The organism is Vibrio sp. Vb0888, assembly GCF_033338835.1.
Lineage (GTDB): Bacteria > Pseudomonadota > Gammaproteobacteria > Enterobacterales > Vibrionaceae > Vibrio > Vibrio alginolyticus.
Genome location: NZ_JAWOTL010000030.1, coordinates 1 through 22320 on the forward strand (window position 1 = coordinate 1; position 22320 = coordinate 22320).

Sequence of the window (22320 nt, forward strand, 5' to 3'; positions counted from 1 at the left end):
TGATAGGTCTATATTGTTAAAGAGCTTGCTTTGCGAGAAGTTTTTCTCTCAAAGCGGAGGTGCATTCTAGCGATTTAATTGACAGTGTCAAACACTTTTTCAATTTTATTTTTCGTAGAAGCTTTCACCTCTCCGACCCTGCTGAAGCCTTATCGCGTCTGCCGTGTCGGTGGATGCGCATTATAGGGAACTCAGATCCGTTCGCAACCCTTTTTTGAAAAAAAATGGAAAAAACTGACTGTTCGATGACTATTTCATCAAAAAAGCACAAAAGAGGGTAAAAAACCCTCTTTTTCTGTATCAAAAGCCGTATTTAAATGAATGCGTACGCGTCTGCGAACATACGTTCGCTCTTCGCTTTCTTGTTCTGAGTGAACTGTTCACGTGCTGCGCCAGCCATTTCAAAACGACCTGCAATATAGATATCGTAGTTTTCTAAGCTTTCGAAATCTTCAGCTACAGCTTGTAGCACGTTACCAACTTTACCTTGCCAGTCTGCAGGAGCTTCTTCTACTACTGGCACAAAGTGAACATTGGCAAACTTGTCGGCAATCTCGACCAGTTCGTCTTTAGCATAAAGCTGGCAGTTATCGCGCGCCCCCCAATATAAATAGATAGGATTGGTTTTATTCTGCGCTACGCAGTGATCCAGAATCGAGCGAACGTAACTGAAGCCTGTACCACCAGCAATTAATAATAATGGGCGTTCGCTTTCTTCTTGAACCCAAGCATCGCCATGTGGCGCATCAATTTCAATCTGACCATCAGTTTCAAGCGCCGCTTGCATTGCTTCGACAACTTCTTGTGCATAAGCGTTGTGTTCCGCCGCACCGATGTGCAGTTCAAGTTCACCTTCATGACGACAAGGGCTGCTTGCGATAGAGAAAGGACGTTTGTCTTTTTCACCCATCACCACCATTAGGTACTGACCCGCTTTAAAAGGCACTGGTGATTCTGGATGAAGAAGGATTTGGTAAGTATTACAAGCTAACGGCTGAATAGACTTTACTTTACATTGGATGGTCATGGTGTTCCTCTCGCTTACTCGTCAAAAGTAAGCACTAAATTACTTTCTGTATAGGCTTGGCAAGGGAATATCCAACCTTGCTGTTGCTCTTTTTCGGTTAGCATCGGTTCGAGGTGATAGCTCACCTCGCCCGTTAGCTTTTTACACATGCACATGGCGCAAGCGCCAACTTGGCAACGGTGCGGGAAGCGAATATTGTTGTTGAGCGCAGCTTCCAACACCGTCTCCCCTTCTTTTACTTGGAACGTAACGTCCATTGGTAGAAGGTGGACTTGATGACTCATAGAATACCTAACTGGTCCCAAATCTCATCGACTTTAGCCACAAGTTTAGGATCTTTTTTGATAGGCGTACCCCACTCGCGCGTGACTTCAGATTCGAACTTGTTGGTCGCATCCAGTCCTAATTGGGATGAACTCTCAGTCTTACCAAGCACTTGAATCGTGTCTCTATCTGGGTCCATTCGAGTTGTCACCGCCCAAATGATGTCATTCCAATCTCGTGCATTAACGTCATCGTCGCACAAAATGATGAATTTGTTATCCGTGTACTGAGCAAAGAAGCCCCATAGATGTTCCATCAATTCTTGGGATTGACCAGCTTGGTCTTTCTTCATAGTCACGACAGCAAATTGGTTGTTTGCTGTAACTGGAAGATAGACGTCAACAATCTCAGGGCGTTGCTGTTTCAACTCATTTAGTTCTGCTTCGGTAATCGCTTTGCTGTCTCGCTCAGTGACCTCGGTTCGCGTCGCCAGCTCGGCATCCCATTTAATGGTCGCATCCAAGCCCATTTTGGAGCCAAGCCCAACCACTGGTGAAGCAAAGTCGAGCGAGTCGATTGGCGTGTTATCTATCATCAAGGTATCACGTACAGGATCCATATGCTCTGACATGGCTTTCACGACATCATTCCAATCTCGTGCGTTTACCGATTCATCGCACACAATAACAAACTTGGTATACATGAATTGACGTAAGAAAGACCACACGCCCATCATTACGCGCTTGGCATGTCCTGGGTACTGCTTCTTCATGGTGACGACGGCCATTCGGTACGAACAACCTTCTGGCGGAAGATAGAAGTCTTCAATCTCTGGGAATTGCTTTTGCAGAATAGGCACAAACACTTCGTTTAATGCCACACCCAATACAGCTGGTTCATCTGGCGGACGACCTGTGTAGGTGCTGTGATAAATAGGGTCTTTACGCATAGTAATGTGCGTAATAGTAAATACGTGGTGCTTTTCTTTTTCGTTATAGTAGCCAGTGTGGTCACCGTAAGGACCTTCATCAGCAAACTCGTTCGGGTCGATATAGCCTTCCATCACGATTTCCGCGCTCGCTGGCACTTCCAAATCGTTGCTGACTGACTTCACGACTTCCGTTTTGCTTCCACGTAGCAAACCTGCAAATGCGTATTCCGATAGCGTATCTGGCACTGGTGTTACTGCGCCAAGAATGGTTGCTGGGTCTGCACCAAACGCGACCGAAACTGGGAAAGGTTTACCTGGGTTGGTTTCCATCCAATCGCGCAGATCAAGCGCACCACCACGATGGGCTAACCAACGCATGATGATTTTGTTCTTGGCAATTTTCTGCTGACGGTAAATGCCTAGGTTCTGACGTTTCTTATTTGGACCTTTGGTTACGGTTAAGCCCCAAGTAAGCAGTGGCGCTACATCTTCTGCCCAGCAGCTCATTACCGGAATCTTATCCAAGTCGACTTCATCACCTTGCCAAACAATGTCTTGGCATGGTGCTTTACGTAAACGCTTAGCCGGCATGTTCAATACTTGTTTGAACACAGGCAGTTTTTCTAAAGCGTCTTTGAAGCCTTTTGGTGGCTCAGGTTCTTTTAAATAAGCCAGCAGCTTACCGACTTCTCTTAATTCTTTAACGTCTTCACGTCCCATGCCGATTGCGACACGCTCTGGTGTACCAAACAGGTTAGTCAAAACAGGTACGTCGTAGCCGATTGGGTTCTCAAACAACAGCGCAGGTCCACCAGCACGCAAGGTGCGGTCGCTGATTTCTGTCATTTCATAAGCGGGATCGACAGGGTGAGTGATGCGTTTAAGTCGACCTTTCTGTTCTAGGTGGTCGATAAATTCGCGTAAATCCTTAAAACTCATAGGCCTTCATGCTGGCTGATTAAACTGTCCGCAGTATAACAAATAGGAGGACGCTAAGATCCTCCTATTTTGTGTGGGTATGTGAGCCAGATTACTTTAATACTTGTTCAATCTGCCGAGTCTTTATCTGATGGTTCGAAGATACTAACTCTTCCAACCAGGTTTGATGCCCTTGTTGAGCAAGCTCTCGAGCAACCATGGTTGCTTCTTCTGATAACGCCATTTTTCTAACTAGAAACTGCTTTACTTGCGGAGATAGAGGGTTAGATTTTGTAAGTAGACTAATAGCTTCTGGCTTGAGTGATGGGTTAACTGTGGCATTCATCAATTGCTGAATGGAAAAAACGTCTCCAACCGCAGCTAAACGCTCAAGTTCGGACTGGCTGTTGTAATCAGCTTTCATCCGCCAGAGTAAGTTGTACACTTCCTCATCCTGACTAACTTGTGCCAACCTGACTATCACGGCCGTCGATGGTAACCAACTGGTCACATTTGCTTTGGTTAACTGGGCCGTTAATGCAGCAAGCGCATTGGGTGATAAGCTGTCTAACTCTCGAATCAAAAGCGCTTCACGTGCTTGAGCTTGTTGAGATGGCCCTGTAAGCCATTGCTTTAAGTTAAGCTCTCTTCGTTCAGCTTGTAAGACAAAGTCCAAGGTACTTTGGTCTTGTTTCCAACGCTTAATCAAGCGACTCGCAATAACGGGAAAGTTAAAAGCGGGTACACTAAATTCATACCCATCACCTCGCTCTAACACTTGATAAGTCGGGGTCATACGGATCTGGGACTCAACAAACAGAGCCATTCGAGGCGTGAGAATCACATCTTGCTTTTCAAGCTTTTCCAATAATTGAAAGCGCACCACCTCTTGTTGAGGCAAAGCAAGTCTATCAAGGGCGAATTTAAGCGAGTCGACTTCATCTCTGACAGCGTAATCAAGCAGTTCAGAGACTTTAGTCTGTATTTGAGTATCCTGAAGCCACTGCTCTACTACAGACTCATGCATTTCCTTGGCAGATAATGTCGCAGGTAGAGTGATAAGTGACAAGCTCAGGAGTAATGACGACAACATTCCTTGTTGCATGTTAACCTCCCGATAACATTTCCTTCATTCTGATACTTCTATCGGGAGAAAGCAATAAAAAAGCCACCGATATACGGTGGCTTTTCGCAGAATGACTATTTGAGACTATTGACGACGCATCGCATCGAAGAACTCATCGTTGGTCTTCGTCATCGCTAGCTTGTCGATTAGGAATTCCATTGCGTCGATTTCGCCCATTGGGTGAACAATCTTACGCAGAATCCACATCTTCTGTAGTTCGTCAGTCTTCGTCAGTAGCTCTTCTCGACGTGTACCTGAGCGGTTGAAGTCAATCGCTGGGAATACACGCTTCTCAGCAATCTTACGGTTCAAGTGCAGTTCCATGTTACCTGTACCCTTGAACTCTTCGTAGATAACTTCATCCATTTTAGAACCAGTATCTACTAGTGCCGTTGCGATGATAGTTAGGCTGCCGCCTTCTTCTACGTTACGTGCAGCACCGAAGAAACGCTTAGGACGATGTAATGCGTTTGCATCCACACCACCAGTTAGTACTTTACCTGATGAAGGCACTACGGTGTTGTAAGCACGAGCTAGACGAGTGATAGAGTCAAGCAAGATAACTACGTCTTTCTTATGTTCAACAAGACGTTTTGCTTTCTCGATCACCATTTCCGCTACTTGTACGTGACGAGATGCTGGCTCATCGAAAGTCGACGCAACCACTTCACCTTTAACTAGGCGCTGCATCTCAGTTACTTCTTCTGGACGTTCGTCGATAAGAAGAACCATCAACTCACACTCTGGGTGGTTGTACGCGATGCTTTGCGCGATGTTTTGCAGAAGCATTGTTTTACCCGCTTTAGGCGGAGCAACAATCAGACCACGTTGACCTTTACCGATTGGCGATGCCAAGTCTAAAACACGTGCTGTAATGTCTTCTGTTGAACCGTTACCACGCTCCATAACCATTCGCTCATTCGCATGTAGAGGGGTAAGGTTTTCAAATAGGATCTTGTTACGGGCGTTGTCTGGTTTATCGTCGTTAACGGTATTGACTTTTAGAAGGGCAAAGTAACGTTCACCGTCTTTTGGTGGACGAATTTTACCAGCGATAGAGTCACCAGTACGTAGGTTAAAGCGACGAATCTGACTTGGTGATACGTAGATATCGTCCGGACCCGCAAGGTATGAACTATCTGCACTGCGTAGGAAACCAAAGCCGTCTTGCAGAATTTCCAGAACCCCATCGCCAAAGATGTCTTCGCCGCCTTTCGCGTGCGCTTTTAAAATCGCGAAGATGATGTCTTGTTTTCTTAAGCGAGCTAGGTTCTCTAATCCTAAGCTTTCGCCCAGTTTTACAAGGTCAGACACAGGTCTGTTCTTCAGTTCGGTAAGGTTCATGGTGGTGGATTCTTGTTTAGTCAAAATAAGATCTGTTTTCTAGTTAAGATGGATTTGGTCTCAGGATCGACCAAGAAGAGAAATTTGTTCAATTAACGCGCGATAAGTTAGCACTAATTAGTATTCTAGTCCAGAGTTAGAAAAACAAAACCGTGCATTGTAACTTTGCACGGTTTTATCTGTAATCACTTGGTGATTATAAGTTTGCGTCTAGGAACTCTTTTAGTTGAGTTTTAGACAGAGCACCTACTTTCGTTGCCGCTACGTTACCATCTTTAAATAGTAATAGCGTTGGAATGCCGCGAATACCAAACTTAGGTGGTGTACCTGCGTTATGGTCGATGTTTAGTTTACCGATAGTGAGTTTGCCTTCGTACTCGTCTGCGATTTCGTCCAAAATAGGAGCGATCATTTTACAAGGACCACACCATTCTGCCCAAAAATCCACTAGAACCGGGCCTGCAGCGTTGATTACATCGTTTTCAAAACCGTCATCAGTTAGCTGCAAAATCTTATCACTCATCTTCCACTCCAATGTGTTTTTCGAAACTGGTTGGATGATAACCAGTAATTAGATGCCCTATTGGAATGTATTTACTTTCGTATTGCAAGCTTTAGCTGATATTCTATAGCCATGAAAAAGACGCATATCACAGAGCAAAAGTTCGCCGATTTGGGCTTAAAGCCCCAAGTTATTGAAGGATTGGACAAAAAAGGGTTCGAATTTTGTACCCCTATCCAAGCCTTGGCGTTGCCGGTCCTGCTCACCGGCCAAGACATCGCAGGCCAGGCCCAAACGGGTACTGGTAAAACGCTCGCGTTTCTTACTGCTACGTTCAACCACCTCCTGATGACTCCGGAACATGAAGGTCGTAAGCCTACACAGCCACGCGCAATTATTATGGCGCCTACACGTGAGCTCGCTATTCAGATTTACAATGATGCAGAATCATTAACTGAAAGCACAGGTCTAAAAACCGCTCTAGCTTACGGTGGTGAAAGCTACGACAAGCAACTTGCGAAACTGCAAGACGGCGTAGATATTCTGATCGGAACAACAGGCCGTATCATCGATTTCTACAAACAGCGCGTATTTAACCTCAACAACATTCAAGCTGTTGTTCTGGACGAAGCCGACCGCATGTTCGATCTTGGCTTTATTAAAGACATTCGCTTCTTGTTCCGTCGTATGCCTGAGCCAAAAGAGCGTTTGAACATGCTGTTCTCAGCAACGCTGTCTTACCGCGTTCAAGAACTGGCATTCGAACACATGAATACTCCTGAGCATGTCGTTGTCGAACCAGAACAAAAAACTGGCCACCGTATCCAGGAAGAGCTTTTCTATCCTTCGAATGAAGACAAAATGGCGCTGCTTCAAACACTAATTGAAGAAGAGTGGCCAGATCGCGCTATCATTTTTGCCAATACCAAGCATAAGTGTGAATCGGTTTGGGGACATTTGGCTGCCGATGGACACCGTGTAGGCCTTCTTACTGGCGATGTACCGCAGAAGAAGCGTGAGAAGATTCTTGAGCAATTCACCAAAGGTGATGTCGACATCTTAGTTGCAACTGACGTTGCAGCGCGTGGCCTGCATATTCCTCAGGTAACGCACGTTTTCAACTACGACCTTCCTGACGACTGTGAAGATTATGTTCACCGTATTGGCCGTACTGGTCGCGCTGGTGCGAGCGGCCATTCGATCAGTTTTGCTTGTGAAGAGTACGCGGTTAACCTACCAGCAATCGAAGAATACATTGAGCATACAATCCCAGTTTCAGAGTACGATTCGTCGGCACTGATTCAAGATCTACCGGCTCCGATTCGTATGCGTGCACCACGCAACCAACAGCGCCGCACGAATACTGGCGGTACCCGTTCTGGTTCTGGTAACCGTAAGCCGCAGGGACGTCGTCCACGCCAACCGCGTCAATCGGCACCAAAACAATCGTAATAGGAAACTGAGTTCGTTTATGAGTCAAGCAGGATCATCACCGCTATATGCCGCCATCGACCTCGGGTCGAACAGTTTTCACATGCTCGTTGTGCGTCACATCGATGGCAGCGTTCAAACAATGGCTAAAATTAAGCGCAAAGTTCGTCTAGCAGCGGGCTTAGATGAACATAATTCTCTTAGTATGGAAGCTATGCAGCGAGGATGGGACTGCTTAAGTCTATTTGCGGAACGCTTGCAGGACATTCCTAAACAAAACATTCGCATCGTCGGTACTGCAACATTACGTACCGCGACCAATGTAGATGTGTTTTTAGAAAAGGCTAACCAAATTCTAGGCCAGCCTATCGAAGTGATTACTGGTGAAGAAGAAGCTGCCACTATCTATAAAGGTGTCGCTCACACCTCTGGCGGTAGTGGTCGTCGCCTTGTAGTCGATATCGGTGGAGCAAGTACCGAACTGATTATCGGTGAAGGTTTCGAAGCCAAAGCACTGACCAGCTTAAAAATGGGCTGCGTGACTTGGCTTGAAAACTTCTTTAAAGATCGCCAATTGAATGCTCGTAACTTTGACGCGGCAATTGAAGGAGCGAAACAGACCATTCAGCCGATTTTAGAACGTTATACAGAAATTGGTTGGGATGTGTGTGTTGGTGCATCAGGCACTGTTCAGGCATTGCAAGAGATAATGCTGGCGCAAGGCATGGACGAAGTAATCACTCACTCCAAACTCAAGCGTCTACAGAAGCAAGCCATGTTGGCCGACCATTTAGAAGAGCTCGATATTGAAGGCTTAACACTTGAGCGGGCATTAGTGTTCCCTAGTGGCCTCTCTATTTTGATTGCCGTTTTTGAATTGCTTGAAATCGATGCTATGACACTCGCTGGCGGCGCACTACGCGAAGGCTTAGTGTATGAGATGGTTGAAGAGCTTCGCCAAGAAGACATTCGTGCCCGCACTATCGCTAGCGTACAAAATCGCTATCAGCTCGATCACCAATACGGCGAACAAGTCGCTACTCTGGCACACACGCTTTTACAGCAAGCTGGGGACGATGAGTGGATTACAGAGCCTCAGGGCAAGATATTACTCGAGACCGCCGCAAAACTGCATGAAATTGGTTTAACTATCGATTTCAAAAAAGGCGGAGAGCATAGTGCTTACTTGCTGCAGAATTTGGATCTGCCTGGTTACACGCGCGCACAGAAGTTCTTTATTGGTGAAGTGGCTCGTCGCTATCGCGAACAGCTCACTTCTTTACCTGAGCAGCATGCATTATCAGGCTCAAGTGCCAAACGAGTATTGAGACTGTTGCGTCTTGCGGTTCTGCTCAGCCATCGTCGCAATCCTGATCTAGAGCCAAATGTGACTCTAACAGTTGAAGGCGACAATCTAACGTTACACATTGATGCGCAATGGCTAGAGAAAAACCCACTGACTGCGGCTGAGTTGGAAATTGAATCCAACCGTCAGACAGACATCGGCTGGCCGTTAAGCGTCGTAGCAATATAATCGACCACTTCTGTCATAACGTATTAAGCCCAGGCGTTCGCTTGGGCTTTTTTGCATCTACTTCCCCTACAAAACGTGCTGCCCAGCAAAAATCTCAGCTTCTCCGCTCTACATCGAAAAACAGCCATGCTTTATTGATAAACACAATTTAGCCAACCAAGATGCACCATCATGAAAACCGTTTTAATGACTGGCTTAACTGGCACCCTCGCCCCAAAAGTCGCTCATCAGTTTCACCTACGCGGCTGGAACATATTGGAGTGGAATCACCACCAAATCCCGCCGGATGATCTACAGCAAAGTGAACAATTTTGGCAGCAACACCACATCAATGCGGTGTGCCATATGGCGATGGGAAGTGAAGAGTGGGCAGCGTGGCTTGGTGAGCAATGCAAACGCCATAATATTCCTTACCTCTTTGTCAGCACAGCAATGGTATTTGATGCCACAAAAAACGGGCCTTATGGCATCTTTGAAGAAAGAAACACCCAAGATGATTACGGCAAATACAAAGTTCGTTGTGAAGATGCAATCTGGCAAGCAAATCCAGATGCGATGGTTGCTCGAATTGGTTGGCAGCTCCATCACCAAGCAGAAGGCAATAACATGTTGGCGCATCTCGACCGCCAATATGAAGAGTACGGCGTTATTACCGCTAGCACAGCTTGGTATCCCGCGACTTCTCATATGGACGATACTGCACTCGCCTTTTTGCAGCTTATTGAGCGGAACGAAGCCGGTTTATACCATCTTGATAGCAACTTAAAGGATAAGTGGAATTTCTACGAACTCGTTTGTGCACTCAAGCAGCATTACAACAAGCCATGGCAAGTGCTGCCAAGCAATGATTATCACCATGACCAACGTCTAACAGATGAACGAATTGCCTTGCCGCCATTGAGTGAACGTTTCAACAAGCCAGAGCAAATCAAACAAGCTGGCATCATAGGCATCAACTGGGGACGCACGCACATTCCCCACTATCGAAACAATGGTGTATCGGTCACAACGTTATGCGCCAACCAAATAGAACCGCTTCAGCAAGCGTGCAGTGAGGAAGCAATCCTAAAGGCAGAAACGAACATCAGCGCACTCAAACAACTCGATGTCGTGACCATCGCGACACCTGCGCATACTCATGCAGAGATCATAAAGACGTTAGGTTCAACCAAGCTGATTTGTGAAAAGCCATTGGTGGGATTGAATTCCGACATCACTCACTGGCAGCAACCGAACTCCAACCTATTGGTTAATTACGCCTTTGCTCAGCTAGAGACCGCCAAGACGATAGAGAAATGGCTCACCTCGCAAACCCAACCTTGTGTGGTCAATCTAATCACCCAAGTTAACCTACCGGGCACCTTCACACTCAAAGAGTGGTTTCTTGAAACAGCCAGTCACCCTATTTCTTGGTTGCTGCACTGCTTCGGAGACTACTCTCAGTCAACACTGATTGAGGAAAACGGCCAACTGATCGTTGAGCTGCAATGTGGCGACCACCAGCTAAGATTTGTATTTGAATTAACCGGTGAGCCGGGCATCGAGCACATTTTAACGATTCAATCCAACCAGACCTTAACCAGTAAAGGCTACTACCGTGTCGGCGAAAAATGGCGTTTCGAGCCCATTCTCGTTAATGGCAACGCGATAAATGATGGAGAGTACAGCGAATCTGATTGCTGGCAGGACGCCAATCAACGCAGTGTCGGTTTGATGCTGGCGATGTTCAATCAAAGCATCAGTTGGGAGAACGGCCTGCAACTTGGCGCCTTCGATGCGCAAAAAGCCATTTTGATTGAGAAGATGCTCTTTTAGCCATTTCACCAACGAGCTTCCTCTACGTTCCGTATCTTCGATTAAAAGGTCTCACTCGGGACCTTTTTATTGCTCATTTTTACCTTCGTACAGCTTAGGGAGCTTTTGGACACCTATGATCTAATTACTCACCACGTTGTACAAAACGCTCTAAACCCAAGTAAACAGGCACAAAAAAGCCGCTTGATTTGAGCAAGCGGCTTTCGGGGTTCCCACTGATATTAAGACTGAACGCTTGTCGTCACCTTAAAGTCAGGGTTCACCGCAGTCAGCTTCTTAATGAGGTAATTCAGTAATACGCCGTACATAGGAACGAACAAACCAAGACTAATAATCAGTTTGAAGCCGTAATCCACCAGCGCGATTTCCGTCCAATGCTCCGCCATGAATGGATCTGGACTTTGATAGAACGCAATGGCGAAGAAAGCGATGGTATCAAGTGCATTACCGAAAAGCGTTGAACACGTTGGAGCTACCCACCACTGTTTCATTTGGCGTAGGCGGTTGAACACATGCACATCCATGATCTGACCAAGTAGGTACGCCATGAAGCTAGCAATCGCGATACGAGCAACGAATAAGTTAAATTCCCCCAGGTGACCAAAACCTTGGAATTGACCTTCGAAGAACACCACCGATAAGAAGTAAGACACTGCCAAAGCAGGCAACATCACTAAGAAGATGATCTTACGCGCCAACTGAGCACCGAAAATACGCACAGTTAAATCAGTCGCTAAGAAGATAAATGGGAAAGTGAATGCACCCCAAGTGGTATGGAAACCGAAAATAGTAAACGGTAGCTGAACTAGGTAATTGCTAGATGCAATAATGACTAGGTGGAATAGAACCAGATAGATAAGGGCGTTGCGCTGCTGCGCAGGGGTAAAGTTACTCATGCGATACCTTTTTAGTTTGGTTTGGGGGTGAGGGAACCCAAATCGAGTCACTGAATAAAGTGGCTCTTACCAACAATGTAAAATGAAAAATAAACTGGCTTGGCTCATTCTGAGCGAAGCGGTGGGCGATTATACATTAACCACTTTTCGCCGCAAGTCGTCTGTTTGACGCAAACGTTTAAGCATAAAAAAGGGTGTTTCATGTGAAACACCCTCTCTAGAAAAATTCTATTTTTAGAAGCCGCGCTGGAACAACCCTGCAAGATAATCCAACTCTTCCCTGCTCTCTTCAATCGCTAACGCTTCAAACCAAATCGCTTCGCTGTAATGCTCTGCTTTCATAAACAGTCGGCAACCTTCAAAGTCAATCAACCAAGAGTGAATGTCCGCATCCCACTGCTTTTCCACCACAGTAGCAGAAAGCAAGCCGACTAAACGCTCACCTAAAGCAGGAAAGCTATCAAGGTCAAAGCTCGGCGCGGTAATGATTAAGCGCCCTTCTTGTGCCATGTAATCCGCTAAGCCAAATTCCTTTTGCATCTTGGTTCCTTATCCGTGGTGAGTAATGTGTTCTTGAATCAAATCGAGGAATGGGTCGGCGTACTTCTCTAGTTTGCGCTGACCAACGCCACTCACTGCCAGCATTTCGCCGTAAGACGTTGGCAAGATCTCCGCCATATCAATCAGAGTCGCGTCACTAAAGACCACGTATGGTGGCAAACCATCTTCATCAGCAATCGATTTACGCAGCTTGCGTAACTTAGCAAATAGCTTCTTGTCGTAGTTCTTACTGGTCAGTTTTTCCGACTTCGCCGCACGTGCTGCGGTGTCTAAACGTGGAACCGCTAACTCCAGAGTCACATCGCCACGCAACAACGGACGCGCCTCTTCGGTAAGTTGCAACGTTGAGTTACGCGTGATGTTTTGGAACAGCAGCCCTTTGTGGATTAACTGACGGAAAATACTCACCCAGTAATCGTGGCTATGATCGCGCCCTATCGCGTAAGTAGAAATCTTATCGTGCCCATTTTCACGTACACGAATGTTTTGCATGCCACGTAGCACTTCTACCACGTAGCCCATACCAAAGCTCTGATTAACACGGTACACACAAGACAATGCCTTACGCGCTTCTTCCGTGGCATCAAAGTGTTTCGGTGGATCTAAGCAAATATCGCAGTTGCCACATGGCTTCTCACGATACTCACCAAAGTAATTCAATAGCACCTGACGACGACAAGTCTGCGCCTCAGCAAAGGCACTCATCGCATTCAGTTTGTGGGTTTCCACCTGCTTCTGTGGACCATCGTCTTTCTCATCCAACATACGGCGCAGCCAACTGATGTCCGCTGGGTCATACAACATCATGGCTTCCGCAGGTAGACCATCACGCCCTGCACGACCCGTTTCCTGATAGTAAGACTCGATGTTGCGCGGGATATCAAAGTGAACCACAAAACGCACGTTTGGTTTGTTGATGCCCATACCGAATGCCACGGTCGCCACTACAATTTGGATGTCATCACGTTGGAAAGCTTCTTGAACGTAAGCGCGCTCATCAGCGTCCATACCGGCATGATAACCAGCAGCACGAATGTGGTTGTTGCACAGCTTCTCGGTCACCATCTCAACTTTCTTACGGCTACAACAATAGATGATGCCGCAGTTACCCTTTTGGGTTTCAAGATAACGAACGATTTGCGAAACCGGCTTGTGCTTCTCAACTAAGTTGTAGCGAATGTTAGGACGGTCGAAGCTGCCTAGATAAACCTCTGGATTATTCAGTTGCAGACGCTCAAGAATATCTCGGCGCGTTGCATCATCCGCCGTCGCCGTCAGCGCCATAAATGGCACATGGGAAAACTGCTGCTTAAGTTGACCAAGCGCGGCGTATTCTGGCCGGAAATCGTGTCCCCACTGGGAAATACAATGCGCTTCATCGACGGCAATCATCGATAGCGGCAAGTTTTCCAAGCGCTCAATGAAATCACGCATCAATACGCGTTCTGGCGAGACGTACACCAACTTAAGATGACCAGTGTGCATGCGGTTATACACGCTGAGCAGTTCTTCACGAGGCATGGTCGAGTTAATGCATTCAGCCGCTACACCGTTGGCTTTAAGCTGGTCCACTTGGTCTTTCATCAGCGAAATAAGCGGAGAAATCACCAAAGTAATACCAGAGCGAACCAAAGCAGGGATTTGATAACACAGCGACTTACCGCCACCAGTAGGCAGGATAACTAAGCTGTCGCGACCTTCTATCGCGGCGTCAATCACCAACTGCTGACCATCACGGAACTCTTGGTAACCAAACACACCCTCCAACACACGTTGAGGCGTTACAGGCGAATCAGATTGTTCGGCTAACAAGGTCGAGGTCATGAAAAGTCTCAGATTGGGTCTTAAAAAAGAGGTGCTTATGCATACCACTGGCACACAAAGTGAGGGCACATTGTAATGGGGTTTCATGGTGAATAAAACCGCAAATTGTTAGGTGTTTCGCATCACGACTCGTATACTGATTTTCTGCTCTATAAAACACACAATTAGGTGACACTTCATGACACCAGAAGACGAACAACAACGCGCGCGGCAAGGTATCTTGCTAGCGATTGGCGCGTATACCATGTGGGGCATTGCGCCGATGTACTTTAAGTCCATCGCACAAGTATCTCCTTTGGAAATTCTAAGCCACCGAGTGATATGGTCTTTCTTTTTGCTTGCTGCACTCCTCCATTTTGGCCGTCACTGGCGCTCGGCTTACCACATCGCGAAAGACAAAACGAAAATCGCTTACCTGATCGCAAGTTCCATGTTAATTGGCGGCAATTGGTTGATTTTCATTTGGGCGGTAAACTCGAATCATATGCTCGACGCCAGCTTAGGTTATTACATTAACCCACTGATCAACGTCTTACTCGGGATGGTATTTTTGGGAGAGAGACTGCGTAAATTACAGTGGTTCGCGGTTGTATTGGCAGGTTGTGGCGTACTCGTTCAACTGATTGTATTTGGCTCCGTACCTGTTGTTGCGATGGCGTTAGCAATGAGCTTCGGCTTTTATGGCTTATTAAGAAAGAAAGTCAGTGTCGATGCAAAAACTGGCTTGTTTATCGAGACATTACTTCTACTGCCAGTGGCCGCTGTTTATTTGCTTTTTATTGCCGATACACCAACCTCAAATATGCTTACGAATCCACTTACGTTAAATAGTTTGTTGATCGCGGCTGGGGTTATAACAACCCTGCCACTGCTGTGCTTTACGGGTGCAGCAACAAGACTCAAATTATCGACTTTGGGCTTTTTCCAATATATAGGCCCAAGCTTAATGTTTTTACTTGCAGTATTGATGTATGGCGAACCCTTTACCATGGATAAAGCGATCACTTTCGTCTTTATTTGGGGAGCACTAGTCGTGTTTAGCTTTGATGGATTACGTAATAACCGTCGCTCACGCCGAATCGTTCAGCCACAGTGATCGTTTTTTACAAGACAAGTTAGAAATTGCCAGATAAGCTTGGTCATAATGTGACCAAGCTTTTTTATTTAATGGAACATATTCAGTACTACGCAACCGACCATGACAACTTGAGTCTAATAGAGGCGAAATACCAGAAATTTGCTTTTCAAAGGCATTACCATCTGGATTTTCATCTCGGCCTGATCACGCATGGTGCGCAGAAGTTCCAATACCAAGGTAACAGCCACCAAGTTGGTCACGGGCAAATTGTGACTATGCCGCCGGATGAGCTGCACGACGGGCAATCTAAGCTCGAGAGTGGCTACGAAGTAAATGTGTTTGCGATCGAACCTCATCTATTGAGCGATCTGGCTGATCTTAAGCAAAACGGTCAAATAATACACTTCAACGAACTGATCATCTCGGATCCGCAGATATTTTCACAACTTAGTAACTTACACGGGCTGCTTCGTCGTGAAAACCTCAGCCAACTCACCAAAGATTGCCTTCCTTTTGAAGGATTTAACCAACTTTTTGATCGCTACGGATCGCTTGAGCGACAAAAAGTAGTGCCGCTAGGAAACCAATCGCTTGGGACGTTAAAAGATTATCTAATGGCTAACCTTGACCAAGCGGTGCGTTTGGATTCACTTTCAGAGCTGTGCCAACTGAGCCCAACTCAGTTCCAGCGCCACTTTAAAGCGCAAACTGGCATGACGCCTTATGCATGGTTCGCACGCCTGCGCCTTGAACAAGGCATGAAGTTACTGCAAGCTGGTCAATGTGGTACCGACGTCGCTCATCAAATCGGTTTCTACGATCAAGCGCATTTCAGCAAAGCGTTTAAACAGACCTACGGCGTTTCCCCTTCTCAAGTGGCTCGTTAATTTCATTTACCGAGAAAGCTGTCAGTTTTTTACAAGCGCCACAGGTGACTTACCACGACAATAGCCGCATTGGTTAAATTTGAGATGTGTTATGAATGAATCCACCATATTGCTGACACTCGCCAGCATTCACTTTATTGCCCTAATGAGTCCAGGTCCGGACTTTGCGCTGGTCGTACAAAATGCGACGCGTCATGGTCGTCAAACTGGCTTGTACATTGCGTTGGGATTGTCCGTCGGTATTTTGCTGCACTCTTTGTTCAGCCTGACAGGTGTGAGTTTTGTCGTCCACCAGCACCCAGTGCTGTATTCCGTGGTACAACTGCTCGGTGGTAGTTACCTGCTCTACTTGGGAATTGGCGCATTGCGTGCCGTGATCTCGATGATCCAAAACCCACTGACGGATCAACCTAAGAAGCAAAATAACCTAGTGATCAGCAATAAGCGTCAAGCGTTTGCTAAAGGGTTTGCGACCAACATTCTTAACCCAAAAGCCCTGGTGTTCTTTGTCAGTTTGATGTCGAGTTTAGTCCCAGCAGGTATGTCGATTACTGGCAAAGGTATTGCACTGGTCATCCTGTTTGGCTTGTCGCTATTCTGGTTCTCTAGCCTTGCATGGATGCTGTCGACACAGCGCTTACAGCGTAAATTGCAACAAGCGGGTATCTACATCGACGGTCTATGCGGCGTGGTATTTACTCTAGTGGGCGGCAGTATTCTATACCAAACTATCAATACTTTTATCGGATAAAGTACTGATTTAAAAGCGTAGCACAATCGACATTTCTAAGATTGCTGACTCGACGTGACTCTCCATAACTGCCAAGCTCAAAGCACAAAACTGGCAACATGGAGAGTCATCATGCATTGGACGTTCAACCGACTCGTGACCACGGGTCTTTTTCTTACTTCCCCACTAATCTTATCTACCTCAGTCTTTGCTAACCAAGCAGCAGATGCGGTTGCGCCGGAGCACAGCACTGGCTTCAAGCAAAAACAACTGGTCAAAGCGAAAGATTATATGGTTACCGCTGCTAACCCAATTGCAACCCAAGCTGGTGCGGATGTTATTGCCCAAGGTGGTAATGCTATTGATGCTATGGTTGCCGTGCAGCTGATGCTGGGCTTGGTAGAACCGCAATCTTCTGGCATTGGTGGCGGTGCCTTCTTAGTGTATTGGGACAGTGAGAAACAAAAACTAACTACGTATGATGGACGCGAAACCGCACCGCTCGCCGCGACGCCGAAACTCTTCCTAGATGACAAAGGACAACCCCTACAATTTTACGATGCGGTTGTCGGCGGACGCTCCGTTGCCACTCCTGGTACAGTGAAACTGCTGTGGGACACGCACCAGAAATACGGCAAGTTGGAATGGAAGAAGATCATCCAACCCGCGATTACCTTGGCTGAGCAAGGTTTCGAAGTCAGTCCTCGCCTCGCGAGTCTGATTGAGAAAGATGCTAAGCGCCTATCACGCTTCCCTGCGACTAAGGCTTACTTCTTCAATCCAGACGGCTCACCAAAAGCCGAAGGCACGTTGTTGAAGAACCCTGAATACGCGCAAACTCTGACGGCAATTGCAGAGCAAGGGGCAAAAGCTTTCTATCAAGGCGATATCGCCACAGACATCATCAAGACAGTACAGAATGCACCGGGCAATCCTGGCGTATTGGCACAACCTGACTTTGATGCGTTCCAAATCAAGCAACGTGAACCGGTTTGTGCGGCTTATCAAAGCTATGATATCTGCGGCATGGGACCACCTAGCTCTGGCGCATTGACGGTTGGACAGATTCTCGCGATCACCGAGCAATACGATCTTAAAGGTTGGGGAGCCGAAAGCGCGAAATCATGGCAAGTGATCGCCGATGCATCGCGCCTTGCGTTCGCGGATCGTGGTAAATACATGGCTGACCAAGATTATGTGCCAATGCCAACCGAAGGCTTGCTTGATAAAGATTATCTCAAACAACGTGCTGAGCTCATTCAAGTCGGTAAAGCCTTGAGTAAGGCTGAAGCCGGTAATCCTCCTTGGTCGCACGCCATGAACTTAAGCATGGACCAATCGATCGAGTTGCCTTCCACCAGCCATTTCAATATCGTCGATAAGCAAGGCAATGTGGTTTCAATGACAACAACCATCGAGAACGCCTTTGGCTCACGCTTGATGGTGCGCGGCTTCTTGCTCAATAACGAACTGACCGATTTCTCTTTCCGCACGCATCAAGATGGTGTGCCAATCGCAAACCGATTAGAACCGGGCAAACGCCCACGTTCATCTATGGCACCAACCATTATGATGAAGGATGACAAGCCTTACATGGCAATTGGCTCACCGGGTGGCAGCCGCATTATTGGTTACGTCGCACAAGCCATTATCGCCCACACGCAATGGGATATGGACATCCAAAGCGCGATTAATCAGCCACGATTGCTGAACCGTTTTGGCACCTTAGATATTGAGCAAGGTACCGCCGCAGAGGGCTTACAGCCTGCTCTGGAGAAGATGGGCTTTAAAACCGATGTTCGGGATTTGAACTCTGGTCTGCATGCGATACGAATAACAAAAGACGGTCTTGAAGGCGCTGCGGATCCAAGACGTGAAGGTGCCGCTATCGGGCAGTAAGAGTCTTTCGCTCGACCCCTTGTGCGAGATCTCTCACAAAGGGTTGAGCAAACCTCTCTTTTTTAATGGTAAAACCGTACAGAAAAGAGCATAAGCCATTGAATTTAATACTCATGTATCTTTTTTGAACGCTAAGAGAGTTAAAAAATGTGAGATTAGCCCGTTGTTGGAAATCGTTAAACACGTAATATTAAACCTGTCGGAAGGATGCTGACACGGAACAGGAAACACCACGGACTTGGTGAACTTCAGGAAGAAGAAACGGTTATTCAGGATGAATAGTCGGGCATGGATTGCAAAATTGGACATTGAACGGAATCAATAGTGACTAGGATGGTTGCTACTAAGGACGGGAAATGGACACCTCTGGACGAGGCAAGGATTTGAACATCAGGATGATGTCAGGGACACCGCTCAGGGAACAAGTGATGAGAGCTAACGAGGATAGTTAGCAGACCAGGATAAGGTCATTAAGGACACCGCTAGGAAGGCGACGTAAGGATTAAGCTGACGGATTCAGCACACTATCATGGATTAGATGCATGGAGCACTCTTAGTAGCTGGATTGCTGCGAGTAAGACTATAACCCCGATGGGCGCAAGCCCTCGGGGTTTTTCTTTGCCTAAAGTTTTTCTCAGTAGATCTGCTGAAAACAGGCATTCACCCACAACGCCCACCTTTCACTTCAAACGGCATCGTTAAGTCGCGCTTTTGTACTCCATTTATCATTCCATTTTTTACTGCGTTAGCGACACCAAAACTGCACAAACAAAAAGAGCCGCCGAAGCAGCTCTTAAGTTGATGGTTTTGTTGAAGCCTTACAGCTTCTCTAGTCGTGCGTAAGCAGTTACCAACCATTTGATGCCTTCACCGTTAAAGGCAATCTGTACACGGCTTTGTGGACCACTGCCTTCGAAGTTGATGATGGTGCCTTCACCAAACTTTGGATGCATCACACGAGAACCTAGCGTAAAGCCGGTTTCATTAAAGCTCTCTTTCACAACAGTTTGGCTAAATCGACCACTGCTTGAAGGACGGCTAACTTGCGCCTTCATTCGTACTTCATCTAAACAAGTTTCTGGCAGTTCACGGATAAAGCGAGACGGTTTATGGTATTTATCCTGACCGTACAAACGACGCATTTCAGCATAAGTGATGTACAGTTTCTGCATCGCACGGGTCATGCCCACGTAACACAGACGGCGTTCTTCTTCTAAGCGCCCTGCTTCTTCTGCCGACATTTGGCTTGGGAACATGCCTTCTTCCACACCGACCATAAACACCAATGGAAACTCTAGACCTTTCGCACTGTGTAATGTCATGAGCTGAACCGCATCTTCAAATTCGTCCGCTTGTCCTTCGCCCGCTTCTAGTGCTGCGTGGGTTAGGAATGCCGTCAGCAGTGACATGTCTTCGGCTTCTTCTGGTTTCTCGAATTGGCGAGTTGCGGTCACCAATTCCTCCAAGTTCTCAATACGTGCCTTAGACTTTTCGCCCTTCTCTTGCTCGTACATAGCGAACAAGCCCGAGTATTTAATCACATGGTCAGTTTGGTGATGCAGCGGCATCTCTAAGGTGTCGTCTTCTAGCGCGGTGACAAGCTCGATAAAACGGCTCAGAGCACCAGCAGCGCGACCAGCAAGCACCTTCTCGTCCAACATTGCCACACTCGCTTCCCACATGGTGCAACCACGATCACGAGCCGCAAAGCGGATGGTTTCAAGCGTCTTATCGCCCAAACCACGCGTTGGCGTATTCACCACACGTTCAAACGCCGCATCATCGTTACGGTTGGCAATCAGACGCATGTAGCTCAAGGCATCTTTGATTTCCTGACGTTCGAAGAATCGCATGCCGCCGTAGATACGGTAAGGCAGACCGGCTTGAATTAACGCTTCTTCCAGAACACGCGACTGGGCGTTGTTACGGTAAAGCATCGCAGCGTCATTCAGAGCACCGCCCTTGTCTTGCCACTCTTTGATTTTGTTCACCGCAAAACGGGCTTCATCTAATTCGTTGTAAGCGCTGTAAACCGAGATAGGCTCACCGACCACGCCATCCGTCCACAACTCTTTACCCATACGCTCGGTGTTATTCGCAATCAGGGTGTTAGATGCTTCCAGAATGGTCTTGGTTGAACGGTAGTTTTGCTCAAGACGAATGGTATTTACGCTTGGGAATTCGAGCGTAAACTTCTCAATATTCTCGACTTTTGCACCACGCCAACCATAAATCGACTGGTCGTCATCACCTACGATCATCACGTGACACTCAGGACCCGCCATCATACGTAGCCAAGCATATTGAATGTTGTTGGTATCTTGGAACTCGTCCACCAAGATATGCTTAAAGCGTGCTTGGTAGTGTTCACGGACGAACTTGTTATCACGCAGTAGCTCATGTGCGCGCAGCAAGATTTCCGCAAAATCGACTAAACCAGCACGATCACACGCTTCTTGGTAAGCGGTGTACAACTGCAGATATGTCTTGGTTACTGGATCATGGTACGCATCAATGTGCGACGGACGCAGACCTTCGTCTTTCTTACCGTTAATCCACCATGCCACTTGGCGTGCAGGCCATTGCTTCTCATCGAGGTTTTGCGCTTTGATCAAACGCTTTAGCAGACGCTGCTGGTCGTCACTGTCAATGATTTGGAAATCTTCCGGTAGCTTCGCATCAAGATAGTGTGCTCGCAGAATACGGTGACAAATGCCGTGGAAAGTACCATTCCACATACCGCCTGCACTGCCCATCATTAGCTCTTCGATACGTCCACGCATCTCTGCCGCCGCCTTATTGGTAAAGGTTACCGACATGATTGAAAACGGAGAAGCTTGCTCGACCGACATCAGCCAAGCGATACGGTGAACAAGAACGCGTGTCTTACCACTTCCTGCGCCAGCAAGAACGAGCAAGTTTTCTAGAGGTGCTGCAACGGCTTCACGTTGTTTATCGTTCAAACCGTCGAGTAATAGAGATGGATCCATCATGATGAGAGCTACTGGTTATTTATACATAAAAACCGATTATAACCTAAACAACCGGGTGCTGTTTAGACAAAACTTGATAAAAAAATCGATGTTTTTTTGCCCAATACATCAATTAGTTATATCTATTTGACCCTACAAACCCATTTACTTCAGAAATTTTTCTGAAAGTTTTTTAGCCAGTTTCCTATCTTTTAAGTTAAGCAAGTTGATAACAAAAACGCCAAAACAGGCGATTCATCTTGCCAACTTAAAGTAAAGGAAATCATTCAGAGGAATTTATTATGAAAAAGTCGAATCTAGCTGTTACTGCTGCTGTTACTGGTCTTCTAGCTCTTGGTGGCACAATGCTAACTGCAGCTCCAGCTGTCGCTGCTGAAAAAGAAAAGTGCTATGGCGTTTCTAAAGCAGGTAAAAACGACTGTGCAACAAAAAGCAGCTCATGCGCTGGTACTTCTAAAGAAGATAACCAAAAAGACGCATTCGTAGTCGTACCAAAAGGTCTTTGTGACAAACTCGCTGGCGGTAGCACTTCTTCTTCATAATCTTTTATCGCTAGCTAT

General features: G+C 46.7%; 18 protein-coding genes. 8 read left to right on the forward strand and 10 right to left on the reverse strand.

Going from position 1 to position 22320, the window contains the following annotated elements:
- Window positions 1-313 precede the first annotated feature (313 nt).
- The 6 genes from fre to trxA all read right to left on the reverse strand — a co-directional run bounded on the left by fre (window position 314) and on the right by trxA (window position 6133).
- Window positions 314-1027 carry an NAD(P)H-flavin reductase gene (gene fre / locus R7P72_RS22505; protein ID WP_005382872.1) on the reverse strand — a complete coding sequence of 238 codons (714 nt, stop codon included), beginning with the start codon at window positions 1025-1027 and terminating at the stop codon, window positions 314-316.
- Between the two features lie 14 nt (window positions 1028-1041).
- The gene (locus R7P72_RS22510; RefSeq protein WP_009696789.1) at window positions 1042-1311 is read right to left on the reverse strand and encodes a 2Fe-2S iron-sulfur cluster-binding protein; all 270 of its coding nucleotides are present in this window, start codon (window positions 1309-1311) and stop codon (window positions 1042-1044) included.
- Entirely contained in the window at window positions 1308-3161 is a 1854-nt protein-coding gene (gene ubiD / locus R7P72_RS22515; RefSeq protein ID WP_005378755.1) for a 4-hydroxy-3-polyprenylbenzoate decarboxylase, read from the reverse strand. Before ubiD ends, R7P72_RS22510 begins: the two co-directional genes overlap by 4 nt.
- Window positions 3162-3252: 91 nt before the next feature.
- Window positions 3253-4245, reverse strand: coding sequence for a hypothetical protein (locus tag R7P72_RS22520; protein ID WP_005378756.1), 993 nt, complete (start codon window positions 4243-4245; stop codon window positions 3253-3255).
- Between the two features lie 105 nt (window positions 4246-4350).
- Window positions 4351-5610, reverse strand: a complete 1260-nt coding sequence (gene rho, locus R7P72_RS22525) for a transcription termination factor Rho (protein ID WP_005378757.1) — start codon at window positions 5608-5610, stop codon at window positions 4351-4353.
- A gap of 196 nt (window positions 5611-5806) precedes the next feature.
- Entirely contained in the window at window positions 5807-6133 is a 327-nt protein-coding gene (gene trxA, locus R7P72_RS22530) for a thioredoxin TrxA (RefSeq protein WP_004745500.1), read from the reverse strand.
- Between the two features lie 111 nt (window positions 6134-6244).
- Here trxA and rhlB point away from each other — a divergent pair, with 111 nt between their 5' ends.
- From rhlB to R7P72_RS22545, 3 genes are all read left to right on the forward strand, one after another.
- Complete coding sequence (rhlB, locus tag R7P72_RS22535) at window positions 6245-7564, forward strand: ATP-dependent RNA helicase RhlB (protein WP_318110762.1); 1320 nt, start codon at window positions 6245-6247, stop codon at window positions 7562-7564.
- A 19-nt stretch (window positions 7565-7583) separates the two neighbouring features.
- Window positions 7584-9077 carry a guanosine-5'-triphosphate,3'-diphosphate diphosphatase gene (gppA, locus tag R7P72_RS22540; RefSeq protein WP_005378765.1) on the forward strand — a complete coding sequence of 498 codons (1494 nt, stop codon included), beginning with the start codon at window positions 7584-7586 and terminating at the stop codon, window positions 9075-9077.
- 171 nt (window positions 9078-9248) lie between these two features.
- Window positions 9249-10892 carry a sugar nucleotide-binding protein gene (locus R7P72_RS22545; protein ID WP_213907458.1) on the forward strand — a complete coding sequence of 548 codons (1644 nt, stop codon included), beginning with the start codon at window positions 9249-9251 and terminating at the stop codon, window positions 10890-10892.
- Between the two features lie 221 nt (window positions 10893-11113).
- Here the strand turns inward: R7P72_RS22545 and R7P72_RS22550 are convergent, their stop codons facing one another.
- The 3 genes from R7P72_RS22550 to recQ form a co-directional block, all read right to left on the reverse strand.
- Complete coding sequence (locus tag R7P72_RS22550) at window positions 11114-11788, reverse strand: 7-cyano-7-deazaguanine/7-aminomethyl-7-deazaguanine transporter (protein WP_005378770.1); 675 nt, start codon at window positions 11786-11788, stop codon at window positions 11114-11116.
- Between the two features lie 234 nt (window positions 11789-12022).
- On the reverse strand, window positions 12023-12328 hold the full coding sequence (locus R7P72_RS22555) for a DUF3630 family protein (RefSeq protein ID WP_005378772.1): 306 nt from the start codon (window positions 12326-12328) through the stop codon (window positions 12023-12025).
- 9 nt (window positions 12329-12337) lie between these two features.
- Window positions 12338-14173 (reverse strand): ATP-dependent DNA helicase RecQ, encoded by a 1836-nt coding sequence (gene recQ, locus R7P72_RS22560; protein WP_005378773.1) that lies wholly within the window; start codon window positions 14171-14173, stop codon window positions 12338-12340.
- A 178-nt stretch (window positions 14174-14351) separates the two neighbouring features.
- Between recQ and rarD the strand changes: the two genes are divergently transcribed.
- From rarD to ggt, 4 genes are all read left to right on the forward strand, one after another.
- Window positions 14352-15269, forward strand: a complete 918-nt coding sequence (gene rarD / locus R7P72_RS22565; RefSeq protein ID WP_005378774.1) for an EamA family transporter RarD — start codon at window positions 14352-14354, stop codon at window positions 15267-15269.
- A 71-nt stretch (window positions 15270-15340) separates the two neighbouring features.
- Entirely contained in the window at window positions 15341-16138 is a 798-nt protein-coding gene (locus R7P72_RS22570) for an AraC family transcriptional regulator (protein WP_318110763.1), read from the forward strand.
- 91 nt (window positions 16139-16229) lie between these two features.
- Entirely contained in the window at window positions 16230-16889 is a 660-nt protein-coding gene (locus R7P72_RS22575) for a LysE family translocator (RefSeq protein WP_005378776.1), read from the forward strand.
- 111 nt (window positions 16890-17000) lie between these two features.
- Complete coding sequence (gene ggt, locus R7P72_RS22580) at window positions 17001-18767, forward strand: gamma-glutamyltransferase (protein ID WP_005378777.1); 1767 nt, start codon at window positions 17001-17003, stop codon at window positions 18765-18767.
- 818 nt (window positions 18768-19585) lie between these two features.
- Here the strand turns inward: ggt and uvrD are convergent.
- On the reverse strand, window positions 19586-21760 hold the full coding sequence (gene uvrD, locus R7P72_RS22585) for a DNA helicase II (RefSeq protein WP_005378778.1): 2175 nt from the start codon (window positions 21758-21760) through the stop codon (window positions 19586-19588).
- 281 nt (window positions 21761-22041) lie between these two features.
- On the opposite strand from uvrD, the gene R7P72_RS22590 reads away from it, so the two are divergent.
- Window positions 22042-22302 carry a DUF2282 domain-containing protein gene (locus R7P72_RS22590; RefSeq protein ID WP_005378779.1) on the forward strand — a complete coding sequence of 87 codons (261 nt, stop codon included), beginning with the start codon at window positions 22042-22044 and terminating at the stop codon, window positions 22300-22302.
- Window positions 22303-22320: the final 18 nt, after the last annotated feature.